Here is a 15718-nt window from a genome sequence, read left to right as displayed (position 1 = left end):
TTTCACTGCTATTTTTCTGTTTTTACTTTTGAGGATTTATTCGTATCTACTGAAATTATATTTAACAATATAAAATAATAATTTAGTATATAAATTCACTTTTTAAAAAATCCTAATTCAGTGCCCAATTCTTTATAAAGTTTGTTTTGCAGACCTAAACTACCAGCACCCGAAAAATCAGAAGATGAAGAGAAGTATTTTCCACCGTGATCTTTTATTTTCGCAAATATTAAGTTAAATTCATAAAAAAGTTCATCTTCACTTAATTTATTTAGTTGAATATGGTTTCTTATTAATTGCTTGTAAATAGGGTTCATAAGTTTTAATAAAGCACCCATACCAGTCGTTTTAACCAATACATCTTTATATTTCTCACCTTTTCCATATTCTGATTTAGGCCAATAATCAGTGAAATTTTTCTTAATTGATCTAAAATAAGCCTTTAGAAACAATGGTAAAATTTCATATTTTTTTCCATTACTTAAATAGTCTAAAGGAATATCAGCCCATATTCCATTTGCTTTAAAATGTTCTAAAATTGACTCCACAAAAAATGCTTGAGAAAAATAGCCACTACCCTTACCTAGCATCTTAATAAAACCTTTAATCACTGAATTAGAATTGTTATTTAAGTGCATTGCAAGCATATGAGCAAGAAAAATGTCATTTTTATCTGGTTCAGGATAAGAACCAAAAATATCATAATATAAGGATTTATTTACTGGCTTTTGATTGAAGTTAACATCAACAAAGACTTTACCTTGTTCCCATTTATCAAAACCTACTAGCAGTGTACAATTTAATTGAAAATTTTCTAATTCGCTAATTATAGTATTATATTCAAGATTGGGATACTTATCATCTAAACTATATCTTCCTATTTTAATTGACTTATTTTTAGCATCATTATATAATTTTAACATAGCTGCCAATCTATGTTGTCCATCTACAATCAGCGAATTTTTCCGATTTAATATTTCAAAATTTATGTATTTAGATTCGTCAGTAATTTTATAAAACGCACCTATAATATCATTTTCTTCTAGTTTTAGGACTTGGGATTTATATTCTTCTTCATTATCAAATTGCTCATTTATATCTATTGAAATGATTACAGATGTCGGAAAAGTGCCCAACTCACTCTTTTTAGTGTTTCGTTTATTAATTTCTTCTAAAAGATATTTATATATATTGATAACCCTTTCTTCGCTTGTTAACCTTTGAAAATATTCGTGATTTGCTTGAGTTGTAAACAAATCCTTGTTTTGGATTGGATCAAATGGATCAAAAGAACTTGGCTCCCTAGATGTAAATTTAACAATTTCTTTAAGTTCATTAAAACTAATAGAAGAAGTAGCAATTGGCTTGTAAGTCAGTTGCTTAACTAGGAATCCGCTAATTTTTAACAGTTTATTGGTCATTGTCATCAAATGGATTTTCTGGTTCAACTATATTTCTCAGTTCATCTTGAATAATATCTGTCACATTGCCTGAAGCTCCTGACGATCTTAATTCTAACTCTCCAATTTTTATGTTAATTTCTGCTATATCTTTTTTTAGATTTTCTATTTCTCCATTAATTAAATTAGTTGTTGCTTCTGTAGCTTGTGTAAAAACCTCATTTTTATATTGAGCGGTAAAAATATTGTTAAATTCTGTTTTGGAAGCTTCAACTGCTACATTTTTTGCGACATCATCTGCTGTTTTTTTTGATTCTTCTTTTGCTTCCTCAATTGCTCTTTGTTTTATTTCTGCAACATTTTTGTAGCCGAAAAAGCCAGCAATGACCAGAATTACGGCAACAATAATCGAATAAAATTTATTAAAATAATCGGTATTTTCTTGTTTTTCTACTAGCTTTAACTGTTTTCTTTCTATATTATGAGAAAACTCTTCTAATTTTTTTAAAGTAGAATCTATTTTTTTAAATTCTATTTCACTGTTTACTATTTTTACCGAATCTTTACCAATAAACTCATATGTTATTTCTACTTTATTTAAATTCTCTTTTTTTAAATGAGAATAGCTTATTAGAAAGACTAAGACTATTGCAAAAAATAAAATTAATGCAGAAAGCCAATTTAAAAAGTTGTTAAATGTCATTATTTCTAAAGAATTTTTTCATAATGTAATTATTATTGTCAATTCCCAAACATACTAAACGAAGCATCATCTAGCTAAAAAAGATAGGAACTCTCGTCAGGCTTTACCTTCTTTACTACTATATTTCAAAGAGAAGGTTTAAAAATTCATTGAGATCTTTTTTATTTGTGGTTTGTCATTGTCAATATTAAACTTTCCGATATGCTTTTGATACTAAATCACCTTTCCTTTCTTTGTCAAATTTAAGCAATTCATTTTTTTCTTCAGCCCTTTTGAAAAATTCTGATAATGAAATTTCAAAAAAGTCACATATTGCAAAAAGTTTACTACAGGTTACGTTGTGATCAGTAGATGTGTATCTCTCCAAGCCTAGATTTTTACCTACTTCGTTGAAATATTGATTGTTTTCGTCTAATAAAGCAGTACCTTTTTCTTTATAAAGATCTTTGATAACATCTGATATTGCTTGTGTTAATTCAATTATTTTGACTTGCTTTTTCATAAAAACAAAAGGACTAATAAAAAATTAGCGCTACAATTACACATGTGTAAATTAATTTGTATATTAGCAAAATGGTACATCACATAAATTTGATGTACTTTTGCGATACTTCAAAGATTATTAGAAGCTATTGCTTAGAATCTCGCTTCCGAAAACTGGTAATTTTCAAATAACAACGAGAGGATAAGTATTAAGCTCACGACCTAGGCGTGGGCTCTCTTATCTGTTGTTATAGGTATACCAGTGCCTCGGAGCGGATAATGTAGAGTTCCATGCCGTCTTTTTTATGTCGTCGATTTTTCTACAAAATAATCTAAGCCCGCTTCACCACATAGAGTATCTTCACACGATACAATAGGGTGTACAACCTATTGCGGCTTTTAAAGCTTACACGGGATAAATTTTCATTCATATTAATTAATGCTTTCCGGTGTCTTTCGGTCATTGGTTTAGACCTTACCATGTCTTTTTTTGTACTGAAAGGCACTTAGGGAAGTTTTGTTTTCAAATACATGAATTCGGTAGTGATAATATAAAAAATGAAATAGCACTTCTACAGGCTCAGCCTGAGAAGAAAAGTATTCAATAAAAAAATGCCCCTTCCCATAAGTTTGGAGACTCAGGAAGGAGCAATGATTATTGAATCGTTTAATTAAAAACTTTACAAAACTATGAAAAAATCCTATAATACTATAGGAAGTATTGGCTTTGCATTGATATTAACCGCTGTCTGCGGTTCAATTCAGGCTCAGACCAAGACCGTTACGGGAAAGGTTACCGTATGGAAAGGAGATCAGGTGTTGCCTCTTTCGGGAGTCAGTGTTTCTCAAGTTGGAAGTGATCAGACTTCGGTTACTAATTCTCAAGGTGTTTATCGGTTGGAGATTTATGGAGATGATGGGAATGAGAATGGGGATGGGAGCGGGAATGGAAGTACGAATGCTATCCTTGTCTTTAGGTATCCTGAATATTCTGAGCAGAGGGTTCCTTTGGGTAGTCAGTCTGTTGTTGATGTTTGGATGGTTGTTAGAAGTGGAGGTGATGGTGATAGGGTTGGTTCTGATTCTACTGCTGGGAAGTTGCAGGGTATTGAGGAAGTTGTGTTGAATGCGGGATATTATAAGGTTCGGGATAAGGAGAGGACGGGGAGTATTGCGAAGATTTCTGCGAAGGATATTGAGAACCAGCCGGTGACTAATGTTCTTGCTTCGGCGCAGGGTAGAATGGCGGGAGTGAACATCATCCAAAACGGAGGAACTCCGGGAGGAGGATTTAAGGTGGAGATCAGAGGACAGAATTCTTTAAGAACTATTCTGAACAGCGGTACCGATGGAAACCTTCCTTTGTATGTAGTGGACGGCGTTCCGATAGGAGGAGAGGTGACCGCACAGTTTGCAGGATCAGCCCTTTCCCAAAGCAGTATTAATCCTTTGAACAGCATTGCGCCTCAGGATATTGAGAGCATGGAAGTGTTGAAAGATGCCGATGCTACTGCGATCTATGGATCAAGGGGAGCGAACGGAGTTGTGCTGATTACGACCAAAAAAGGAAAATCAGGTAAGGTTGGACTGATTTTCAATTCCCTGTATTCCTTAAGCAGGCCGTTGTTCAACCTTGAAATGATGAACGGTGAACAGTATCTGAATATGCGGAGACAGGCACATACCAATGCCGGACTTACGAGCTATCCTGCTACTTCCTATGACTTGAATGGAGCATGGGATACGAATGGGGATAGGAACTGGAGAAAAGAACTGCTGGGTCAGTATGCGACTTCATCGGATACGAGATTGTCTCTTAATGGAGGCAGTGAAACCACCAGCTTTATGGTCAGTCTCGGCCATCAGGAACAGACCACAGTGTATGCTAAGGACTTTCAGTACAAGACGAACAGCATATCCGGAAACCTGAGCCATCGGTCAACAGATCGTCGTTTTCAGATGAATATGAGCAATCGTTTTTCCAATCAGAAGAACAATGTCATCAATGAGGATGTTACGAGGCTGGCCTATATCCTTCCGCCTACTGCGCCCGCTTTGTACAATGCTGACGGAAGTCTGAACTGGCAGAACAATACTTTCAACAATCCTGTAGCTACCTATAACGGAACGTATTCCTATGACAACGTACAGTTTCTGAACAACATCACTACGGAATACGAACTTTTTAAGGATCTTCGGGTTAAACTGAATGGGGGACTCAATTATCAGGCATTTGAAGAGTGGTCGATCCGTCCCAATACCATCAACAATCCTGCCTATCTTTCAGGGCAGTCCAGCCTTTTTTCACAAGCCAGCAAGTCGAACTACAACAAGTTCTCTTACATTATGGAACCGCAGATCAACTGGAGAGTTGAGCGAGGCAACCATCAACTGGATGTACTGGCAGGCGCAACCTACCAGCAGGATGTCACCAAGACAAGTTCACTTAGGGGAAGCGGGTTTGAGAGCAATGTCTTTATTCAAAATTTAGCCGCTGCACAAACCAGAACCGTCGGTGATCAGATTACTTCAGAATACCGCTATGTCGCCATGTTCGGAAGGATCAACTATCAGTTCAGTAAAAAATACATTCTGAATATCACCGGAAGAAGAGACGGGAGCAGCCGATTCGGTCCCAACAATCGATTCGCCAACTTTGCAGCGGTCGGTGCGGCATGGATTTTCTCTGAAGAGAACCTGCTGAAAGATTCTTCATGGTTGAGTTTTGGAAAACTGAGAGGAAGTTTCGGAACCTCAGGCAGTGACAATATCGGAGATTATCAGTATCTCAATACATATTCCATCTCATCGGCTAATATCTATAATGGCGTTACGGGAATCATTCCGTCAAGATTGTATAACCCTGACTTCAGCTGGGAGAAAACCACAAAGTCAGAACTGGGTCTTGAGCTGGGATTGTTTAAGAATCGACTGAATGTTACCGCAGCGTATTATCGGAACACATCCACCAATCAGCTGGTAGGTTATCAGCTTCCGGCAGTTACAGGATTTGCAACGGTAAACGCCAATCTTGATGCCGAAGTTCGGAATACCGGTTTTGAAGCCGATGCACAGTTCAAAGTATTTCGTGGAAAAGGTTTTCGATGGGAAACCGGCTTCAATCTCACCATTCCCCGAAACAAACTCCTCAGCTTTCCGGGTCTTGAAGGTTCTACCTATGCCAATACGTATGTGATCGGTCAGCCTGTGAATATCATCAAGCTGTATCATCTCGAAGGCATCAACCCACAGACCGGTGCCTATCAGTTCACGGATTTCAATGGGGATGGAAAGATCAGTTCCCCTCAGGACAGGCAGATCATCGAAGCATTGGGAGTTCGTTATTTCGGGGGATGGAATAATCAGCTGAGGTATAAAAACCTGAATCTGTCTTTTCTCGTTCAATTCGTTAAACAGAGAAGCCGGAACTATAATGCGACGATGCCTTCTCCGGGACAGATGAACAATCTCCCTATTGAAGCGCTGGACGTATGGTCTCCTGAAAACCCGGGCGGATTCTACATGCCGTACAACTATGCATCCAATCCTCTGCATTCCACGATGCAGCTTAGTGATGCAAGTGTTTCAGACGGTTCTTTTATCCGACTGAAAAACATCCAGCTGACTTATCAGATCCCAATGGGTGATCGGTCGGTATTCAGGGATGTCAAAGTCTATATTCAGGGTCAGAACCTGTTGACCATTACCAATTACTTTGGGATTGACCCTGAAACGGGATCAGGAGCATTCCTTCCTCCTCTTAAAACGTATTCATTTGGAGTACAGTTAGGTTTGTAGTTGATAAAAGATAAAGTAAACAAAGAGAGGTAATATACTCTATAGATACTTTACGAAGACAATGAGTAAAAGCAAAAATTTAAAAACAAAACAAAATGAAAATAACAATCCATAATATATTAATAACAGGAATTCTCAGTGTGTTGACCACCTGTATTTCCTGCGAGAAGATGCTAGAGGTTGATATGCCAACCAATCAAATTAATTCAGATCAGATCTTTGAAAATATACAGACCGCCAATGCAGCCCTTTCAGGTCTGTATGCGGGTCTTTATGATAATTCTCCTTTGTCGGGAGACCAGACCGGAAGAATCCTTGCGCTCTATACGGATGAACTGAATTATTATCAGGCAACATCCAATACGGGTATTATTGAAATCTACCAAAATACACTGATCGACTCAAATCCATTGGTGAACAGTTATTGGACAAACGCCTATCAAAAGATCTATATGAGCAATGCAATATTGGAAGGGGTTGAAAATTCCACAGCGTTACCTTCTGCTGAAAAAGAAAGGCTGAAAGGGGAGGCTTTGACCATTCGCTCTATATTGTTCTTCTATCTTCAGCAAGTCTATGGCAATATTCCATATCCGGTGACCACCAATTACATGATCAATCAGACGATAGAAAAAACTCCTACTGCAGAAGTACTGCAGCGTATTGAAAGTGACCTGAAAGAAGCAGTTCCTTTGTTGAATGATAGCTATAGAAATGTGGAGCGTATTTTTCTAAACAGAAAATCTGCACAGCTGTTTTTAGCCAAAGTACTGATGACCCAAAAGAAATGGAATGAGGCAGAAATCGTTTTAAAAGAGATAAGACAAAGTTCACTGTATGTATTTCAAAATGATATTACCAAAGTATTTGAAAAATCAGGAACGCATATTATTTGGCAGCTGAAACCTAAAAATAATACAGATCCCGTAAAGGAAATGTCAAGCTACTATTTTGCCAACGCAGCACCTTTAAATGCAGCGCTAACGCCTGCTTTCTACAATATTTTTGATGCGTCTGACAAAAGGAGGCTTAATTGGATTACCCCGGTGACTGTTGGCTCCAATACCTGGTATAGAGTTAATAAGTACAAAAACACCACCAACAATACGACTGAGTATTCCATTGTTCTTCGCCTTGAAGAAGTGTATCTGCTTTTGGCAGAAGCTTTGGCGCAGCAGGATAAAACCTCTGAAGCTCTGCCATTAATTAATGCAGTCCGACAGCGAGCTAATATTAGTGTGTTGACTTTACCATTAACGAAGGAAGCTCTATTGAGTGAAATTCTTTTGGAAAACAGAAAAGAGTTTTTTACGGAATTTGGACATCGCTTCATGGATTTAAAAAGAAATAACCAGCTTACTATTTTAAGCGGAGTAAAAACCAATTGGAAGACTTTTCACCAAGTGTGGCCTATCCCTCAGAAAGAACTATTGCTCAACAATAAACTTAACCCGCAGAATGAAGGATATTAATGTTACAACCGTCATCTTGGTGATGATTCTGTATTTTACAGGAAATTGCTACGGAAAGTCATTTTTTATAAAAGATTCGACGAAGACTGTTGCTGACTCAATGAAAGAAACAAAAAATATTGTTGATTCTTATAAGGACAAACTGTACACTTTAGGAGGATTAAGTATTTCAGAAGATGGGAGATGGTCTGCAGTTACCCAGCTTTATGCCAATGGAAAGGATTCACTTTTAATATTTGACAGCCGACAGAAAAATCCTGTCATGAAATTATCTGGATTAAGCTCACCCATTAGTTTTCTGCCTGACAACTTTTTGTATGCAACAGTTAAAGGGAAGGTCTTGTTTATTGATCTGATTACCAAATCTAGAAAAGAATTGGATAATGTTAAGCAATCAGGAATTCTGAAAGGAAGTAAGGAGGTCTATGTTTTGGATAACAACAAAAAAGTATCTGTTTACACTTCAAAAGGAATACTCAGCCGTCAATTTCAGGGAATTGAAAGGCTCGTTAGTGATAAAGAAAAAATCCTAATTGGGATATCAGAGTTGAAAGAGATCAAAAGTGAATTAGAAGATAAAAGCAGTGTTTCAATCAAAACTACAGTACTTACTGATCTTTCAGGAAAAGTACCTGCAGAATTATATGGAAATAAGAATATGCTGGATAAGATACAGCTATCAGAAAATAATTCCTATCTGCTACTAACGGAAAAAAGAGTTGATGAAAAAGATGTTCGCATTATGGCAATTAATCTGAAAACACGTAAAAAAAGATCGTTTTCGATAGGAGAGGCTACTTCGTTTCTAAAGTTTGAGGTTTATGAATTGGATCATGGAAAATCATTGTGGATTGATGTTTGGAAAAAAGAAATGCCGGAGAAAACAATTCCTGACATTTGGTATGGTTATGACGGTGATCTGAAAGCCAAACACAATGGGTATGCTACGTTGCATGATTACTATTTGTGGCAACATCAGGAGGAAGAACCGATTTTAGTAAATGACAAAAAATTTCCAGTGATGGTACCTGTTCAAAATACTGAATATGTATTGGCGTTTAATCCCAGAGTTAATTTTAAATACAGAACTAGAGTACCACTGCCCACATATTACCTCTACCATTTGAAAGATAAGACCTACAAGACTATTTTTCATCATTCACTTGAAACCATTATTTCAGATGATGGTTCAATAATGGTGAGTTACGACTCAGAAGAAAAACAATGGATATTGTACGAGGTAAAGCTTGGTATCCAACATAGTATCGGAGGTTATGATCTAAAAAGACCAGTATTTGAAGACTCTGGAGATCATATTATTTTTGAGAGTAATAAAGGTTTATGGCAATACACCATTGGTAAAAAGGAGCTTTCAGTCATACAGGAAACAGAAGAAAAAAAAGTATCTATATTATCTTCCGATCAGAAAACTTTCAATGCCGAGTATCATATCTCTGGCAGAACATTCAGCAAAAATGAAAATCTTCTATTGACGATGAAAGATGAAAAGAATCAAACACTATATGCTTTGTATAAAAAAGGAATGATTTTTTCTTTTAGCGTACAGACTCCTAACCGCATCACGGCAGCACAGATGACTAAAAATAATGAACAACTATATACGATAGAGGAGAACTACAATATGCCACCTCGACTTTATCAAACCCAGATCAAGAAGAGCAATAAAAAATTGATATATGCGGATCTTGATGCAGATCGAGAATCTTCCGCAATCCGTCAAGAAATAATCAAATATAAAAATAGTGAAGGGATAGAGCTAAAAGGATTGCTGTATTATCCAATACAATTTAAAGGAAATCAACAGTATCCAATGATCGTTCATATTTATCAGGTGCGAAGCAATGACTCCAATGTGTACACTTACCGAGGAGATGATGTTGGATTTGATTTGCGAGCATTGCTGAAAAAAGGTTACTTCGTGTATCTTCCTGATATTGTATACGGTGAGAAAGGAGCAGGCAGATCGGCACTGGACTGTGTCCATGCGGCTATCGATGCTCTGACTGATCATTCTGCAATAAACAGACAAAAGATAGGGCTAACAGGACATTCGATGGGAGGCTATGAAACCAATTTTATTGCCACGCACTCTCATCGTTTTGCGGCCTATATTTCAGGTTCTGCCCATTCTGATCTGGTCAGAAATTATTTCTCGTATAATTACAATACTCATATTCCACAGATTTGGCGGATAGAAACCGGTCAGTATGAGATGGGTGTATCTTTTGCGGAAGATAAGGAAAGGTATTTTAATAACAGCCCTATTCATTATGTGGATCAGGTGAGCGCACCTATTCTCTTATGGACAGGCAAAAAAGATGAGAACGTACAATGGGATCAGACCATGGAATTTTTTATGGGACTAAAAAGATTTGATAAACAAGTCATCGCATTATTCTATGAAAGCGGAGATCATACTTTTTACGAAACTCCCGATAACAATAAAGACATTACCAAACGTTCACTGGAATGGTGGGATTATTTTTTGAAGGATGTCGATGATATACCTTGGATAAATCAACAAATAAAAAAGGACGCTTTTTAGCGTCCTCATTTATTACATGTTAGGGCTGTGGAGCCTTAAACAGCTGATTTCCACAAGAAGTGTCTCCAGCTTCTCTCAGTACAATCTCTGCACCAACAGCTCCCCATGTACACATCTGACCGGTGTCGATGGTACTGCAGTCTATTTGGGCGTTGACGCACTGATTAAGATTGTTGTCGAAATAGTGTCCGTCAACAACTGCACTTTTTTTACTCTTGTCTGCATTGCTTGCAAACGCTGCTCCGGTACCTATCAGTACCACAAAAGCAGATAAAAACAAATTTTTCATAATAAATATGGATTTTGATTGCCTACTCTGGAATCAGGTTTTCGGCTTCCCCTGTAGTATTTGAGTCAACAACGATCTATAGCTGTATCGTATTAATCTCTGTCCATTCAATACAAAAAGGTATCGATCAGTCATTATCATATCAGTGAACGATTTGCCATCCAGCTTATCAATGTAAAAACTTCCTACATACTCTTGACGGTCGGTTCTATAGATATCTACAATGCTCGATGACTGCCAGGTCTTATTTTTTTCAAACCGACCTTTGAGGTTGGAATGAATAAATGCAAGATTTCCGTAGGCTGTAATTTTATGATTGACAACAAGCGGAGGTTCAGTCATTTTGTGCTGTCCATCTTTCATCTTGATGGTTTTAATTTTAGCAATTGTTGTTGTGTCGATAGTTTTCAATGTTTTGATAAGATGAAGTTCTTTGTCCATGACCATCATTTGATTGCGGTAGGCGTACAGATAAATATAGCGATCAGGACCCGAGATATTAATCAACTGACCATCACTGTCGAAAACCCCGTCACTCTGTTTTGTTAAAATGGATGTTTTGAAGATGACCTTTGGATTAGTATGCAGGTTCAATAAAGCTGCAGTTAACTGTGTATTTTGGCTTTTTTGAGTCCTGATGGCAAATTTCGTAGAATCAATAATGCTGATCTGACTGAAAAATGCATCATTATAACTGATTAATTTTGCTTTTGAATTTCCTATCAATCCTCGATAGATGACCGGGACTGTACCGTCTGCGAGATAATAATATGGTGGTTTTACTTTAACCTGTAAGTTTCTGAAATCATAATTCATCCTGTCCGGATGAACTTTCATTTCTTGAATGTTCTCCAATTGATCATCTACTGTTGAGATAATTAACGGGTTATAACGACTTCCTAAATAAATTTCTCTACCTGCAGTTCCTGCGAAATAAAACCGATCATTAACAAGTTGCAAGGATTTATCTTCAACAACCGGAAACTGTAAAAATCTTCTTGTGAAATTATTTTCTTTTTTGATCACATGCTCTGATCTAATGAATGATATAATGACGACTGCACTACTTAATACATTGGATATTAATAATATTGATGCTGTTTTTATATACGACTGATATTTTTCTTTCTCACTGAATATAACAGATATACACCCAAGTATAATGCATGTAATATTAAAAATAAGATGTTCAGTCCACCCCATTTTTTCCAAAATTCCTCCACATGAACACGGGACGAATTCGCTGTAGTTTAATATTAAGAATATGTAGATCGTAAATGCAGACATGAGTGATGTTGATGAGTATAATCCCAATAGATTGCTTCTCGGAAAAATAAGCAGTATTACGATGACGATTTCTAAAATAATAACTGCATAAGAAACAAATCCTGCATACGCGCTTAAAAGAGGAGATTGCCCAATCTGAATCTGAAAGTTTTCAAAATCCAGTGCTTTGCTGATCGCAGCATAGCAAAAGAGTAGAATAAAAAAGTAACTTACAATTTTCGGAATGTATGGGATTAGTTTTTTCATGGCTTTGTTCTTTGATTTGATGATTAGTTTTCTAACATTCAAGAATGAGAACCCATTCTATTTTTTTTCCGCAATAGTCAGGCATTTTACAGCCTTTCATTGCTGGATATGTGGTTTTAAAATTCCCCATACTCTGCCATATTCCACCTATTGGACATGGTTGACCGGTCATGCAAAATATGGAGGTATGAGGAATCATTTATTTAATTTTGACTGTTAATAGTGTGTTCTCAGTTATCAACCATTATGGCTTTATTTTCCAGTCATGAGTATCTTTTATGGGTACGTCAGGATCAGGATATAATTCAGCATTGGTTGAAGAGGTAGAATCGGATTCTCTGGATTGCATTTTAAGAGTTACCTGATGAGTTAGATTTATGTCTTCCTGAAAATCTTCCTGAACGTCTAAGCTTCGTGTACAGCTCGTTGCCATTAGGGCAAAAAGCATTATCATTGATATTGGGATAAATTTTGTCATTTTTTCTAATATTTTGTTAGTTTATCCCGGCCGGATTTGAAAGAATTCTTAAGCCAAATGTAGAAGGTTGAAACCCACGAAAAAAGCCTATTGTGGCTGTATTTTAAAATTAAGACGTCACAATTTTAAAATTAGGACAGACATGAAATGGAGCTAAGAAGGGTCTGAGTGAAGTTTATCTGGCTTTTGTGAATAATAAGTCGATAGAAGTTTGAAATCCCCTTTATTTTAGAGCATTTTGCTTAATTTTGATACCATCCAGATCAAAATATTACGAATGACAAAATCCAAAACACTATCGTTGCTGTTTTTGATGTATCACATCATCTGTATTTCGCAGGTTAAAAGTTCTTTATCATATCAGGAGATCCGTAAATACTATGAAACAAAAGAGCTTAATGATGAAACTGCGTTACCTGCTGTCAATACTTTTATTAAAAAGGCTAAAGCAAGTAATGATGATAGAGCTCTGGCTTTAGGATATCGTGATGCCGTCGCGTACTCGTCAGTTGTTGATGTTAAACTGAAATTTGCTGACAGTACGATTCATGCTGCCCTAAGAACAAAAAATAATGATTTAATCAGTGATGCTTATTTGGGAAAAGGAATTTTGTATTCTTTTAACTTGAAAAAATACCAGCCTGCTTTGGATGAGTTTTTGAAAGCCTACAATTATTCTCGTGATAGCGAAGATGAATACTTAAAACATAAAGTAAATTATCATTTGGGAAATGTAAAAAGCTATCTTGGATACTATGAAGAGGCAATTGGGCATTTCAATAATTCTATTAATTATTTTGAATCAGGTTCGAAGCGTTCTGCAAACCCAAATACTAATTACAATTTTAAAAAGGGATATTTTAATATTCTTCATCAAATGACGATTTGTTACAGGAATCTTAATGATTCCAATATATCAGATAGTCTTATCGAATTAGGAATTAATTTAACAAGACAGCAACGTGATTTTCAATTGGAATATTCTTACTTTCTTAAATGCAAAGGCATATTATATTTTCATAAAAACAAACCGAATGATGCCATCTATTATTTGAATAAGGCATTACCCCCAATACTCAAGAAGAATGATTTTACATGGGCAAGTGTTATCTATTTTTACTTAGGAAATGTTTTTATTAACAATGGTGATGAAAAGAAAGGAATCGCTTATTTTACCAAAATCGATTCTATTTTTAATAAACACCAGTTTATTTTTCCGGAAGTAAGAAGGAATTATGAGTTCTTAATTGAGCATTACAAAAAAGAGAATAACGCTGCGAAAGAACTGTACTACACAAAACAGCTTTTAAGAGCTGACAATATTATTGTTAAGGATTTTAAATATTTGTCCAAGAAAATATTTCGTGAATATGACAGGAGAAAGATGGATGATGAAAAAGAAAGATTGGAAAGTTCAAAGTTTCTTACTGTAATTATAGCACTTGTTGTGGTAAGTTGTACAATAGCAATTCTTATTTATCGTCGCCACCGAGAAAAAGTGTTGACAAAAAAGTATATCGAATTACAGGAGCGGCTAACTATTTATAAAAATAAACTTGAATCAACCAATCAGATTTCTGAAGATGATACGCAATTAAAAAAACAAATTGTAAGTGACGAAAAGGCTGCTGAATTAGCAAAAAAATTAGCAGCATTTGAAGAAAAAAATCAATTTCTCCAAAAAAATCTTACTTGTAAAAAACTTGCTGAGCAATTTAAAACCAATACTCATTATCTATCCACTTATATTAACGAAGTAAAAGGGACAAATTTTAATAAGTATCTGTCTGAATTAAGAATCAGATATATCACTAATCTTCTGAACTCTGATCGCAAGTATCTCAACTATAAAATTGATAGTTTGGCGGCAGAATGTGGAATCGCTTCCCGCCAGAACTTTTCTGATTTATTTTTCGAAATTAACGGGATAAGACCAACAGATTTCATTAAAATGAGGCTTAAGGAGATAAATAATAATTGATTCTTTTTCTAATTGCTTAAAAGTTTGTAAATTTCTTAAAAAGGACATGGTAAACAAACTTTTTACAACAATTACAAAGATGCAAGACCATCTTGAGCGAGATCTAAAATTAATTGCTGATGCACACGATGATCCTATTAAAATTGCTGAAGAATCGCTATTGACTATTGATCTCTCCATCAGAGAATTGAAGAAATTAATTAATCACACTACTTTTGAAGGAATAGGTGAAGAAATATATTTCTTTAAACATCTGAAGCCGCTATTTATCTCAAAGTATATTTACTTTATGAAAGTACTAAGCATTGTTTCTTCATTACCTCATTCGAGCGAAAAAACACTTAAAAAATATTATGAGAACGAATGGGAAAAACTTAAAAAATACCATAGTGAAAATTCTGATTTTTACAATTACTACCGTAGAAATGCAACCTACATGGATCACAAATATTTCGTACGAAATTCATTTGACCTCAAAATGAAACTCTCCTTCAATCTGTACAATTTTGATGAAAACTTTACCACCTCTCACTGTCATCAGGTTGCTCATGTGTTAGCCAATGATTTGCTGGAAGTTTTTTTAAGAAAAGAATCTGAGAAGGAGTTTAATGTTATGATTAAAAAAGAAGATCACTTAACTGTTCTCAAATGGTCTGCCTCCAAGGTGGCACTGATTGAGCTTGCCTATGCTTTGCATCAGAGCAATTGTTTCAATGGAGGAAACATAGAGTTCAGTGAAATTATGCGCTCCTTCGAAAAAACGTTAGATATCGATTTAGGAAATTACTATAAGACCGTTACTGAAATTAAAGACAGGAAAAACGGCAGAACAAAGTTTTTACATAGGCTGTCCGATAATCTCGATCAGCATTTTAAAAATGTTGATGATGAAATTTAATTTGATAAACAACTTTGTTTGTAGATTTTATGATACAGTGCGTTTTGTATCTATTTGATTCATAGTTTTTTTAAAACTTTCTCTCGGTAGTACCGTTGTCCTACCGAGAGATTTTCT

The 15718-nt window shown here is 35.6% G+C and carries 11 protein-coding genes; 5 read left to right on the top strand and 6 right to left on the bottom strand.

The window, feature by feature from the left end; translation table 11 throughout:
* Positions 1-95 precede the first annotated feature (95 nt).
* The 3 genes from OEA66_RS00670 to OEA66_RS00660 all read right to left on the bottom strand — a co-directional run bounded on the left by OEA66_RS00670 (position 96) and on the right by OEA66_RS00660 (position 2605).
* The gene (locus OEA66_RS00670; RefSeq protein WP_267279534.1) at positions 96-1421 is read right to left on the bottom strand and encodes a DGQHR domain-containing protein; all 1326 of its coding nucleotides are present in this window, start codon (positions 1419-1421) and stop codon (positions 96-98) included.
* Positions 1411-2103 carry a hypothetical protein gene (locus OEA66_RS00665; protein ID WP_267279533.1) on the bottom strand — a complete coding sequence of 231 codons (693 nt, stop codon included), beginning with the start codon at positions 2101-2103 and terminating at the stop codon, positions 1411-1413. The genes OEA66_RS00670 and OEA66_RS00665 overlap by 11 nt, the downstream gene beginning before the upstream one ends.
* A gap of 187 nt (positions 2104-2290) precedes the next feature.
* Complete coding sequence (locus OEA66_RS00660; RefSeq protein WP_267279532.1) at positions 2291-2605, bottom strand: hypothetical protein; 315 nt, start codon at positions 2603-2605, stop codon at positions 2291-2293.
* A 671-nt stretch (positions 2606-3276) separates the two neighbouring features.
* Between OEA66_RS00660 and OEA66_RS00655 the strand changes: the two genes are divergently transcribed.
* The 3 genes from OEA66_RS00655 (at position 3277) to OEA66_RS00645 (ending at position 10422) form a co-directional block, all read left to right on the top strand.
* Positions 3277-6384 (top strand): SusC/RagA family TonB-linked outer membrane protein, encoded by a 3108-nt coding sequence (locus OEA66_RS00655; RefSeq protein ID WP_267279531.1) that lies wholly within the window; start codon positions 3277-3279, stop codon positions 6382-6384.
* 95 nt (positions 6385-6479) lie between these two features.
* On the top strand, positions 6480-7856 hold the full coding sequence (locus OEA66_RS00650) for a RagB/SusD family nutrient uptake outer membrane protein (protein WP_267279530.1): 1377 nt from the start codon (positions 6480-6482) through the stop codon (positions 7854-7856).
* A gap of 22 nt (positions 7857-7878) precedes the next feature.
* Positions 7879-10422: an alpha/beta hydrolase family protein gene (locus OEA66_RS00645; RefSeq protein WP_267280063.1), complete on the top strand. Its 2544-nt coding sequence runs from the start codon at positions 7879-7881 to the stop codon at positions 10420-10422.
* 19 nt (positions 10423-10441) lie between these two features.
* Here the strand turns inward: OEA66_RS00645 and OEA66_RS00640 are convergent, their stop codons facing one another.
* From OEA66_RS00640 to OEA66_RS00630, 3 genes are all read right to left on the bottom strand, one after another.
* Positions 10442-10684: a hypothetical protein gene (locus OEA66_RS00640; RefSeq protein ID WP_375379282.1), complete on the bottom strand. Its 243-nt coding sequence runs from the start codon at positions 10682-10684 to the stop codon at positions 10442-10444.
* Positions 10685-10744: 60 nt separating this feature from the next.
* Positions 10745-12244, bottom strand: coding sequence for a MauE/DoxX family redox-associated membrane protein (locus OEA66_RS00635; protein ID WP_267279528.1), 1500 nt, complete (start codon positions 12242-12244; stop codon positions 10745-10747).
* A gap of 244 nt (positions 12245-12488) precedes the next feature.
* Positions 12489-12722 carry a hypothetical protein gene (locus OEA66_RS00630; RefSeq protein ID WP_267279527.1) on the bottom strand — a complete coding sequence of 78 codons (234 nt, stop codon included), beginning with the start codon at positions 12720-12722 and terminating at the stop codon, positions 12489-12491.
* A 277-nt stretch (positions 12723-12999) separates the two neighbouring features.
* On the opposite strand from OEA66_RS00630, the gene OEA66_RS00625 reads away from it, so the two are divergent.
* Complete coding sequence (locus tag OEA66_RS00625) at positions 13000-14703, top strand: helix-turn-helix domain-containing protein (protein WP_267279526.1); 1704 nt, start codon at positions 13000-13002, stop codon at positions 14701-14703.
* A gap of 79 nt (positions 14704-14782) precedes the next feature.
* Complete coding sequence (locus OEA66_RS00620) at positions 14783-15601, top strand: RteC domain-containing protein (protein WP_267279525.1); 819 nt, start codon at positions 14783-14785, stop codon at positions 15599-15601.
* Positions 15602-15718: the final 117 nt, after the last annotated feature.

Origin of the sequence: Chryseobacterium luquanense, assembly GCF_026460945.1 — a bacterium.
GTDB lineage: Bacteria > Bacteroidota > Bacteroidia > Flavobacteriales > Weeksellaceae > Chryseobacterium > Chryseobacterium luquanense.
Note: the sequence above shows the minus strand (reverse complement) of the source record. Positions and strands in the feature narration are given on the sequence as shown.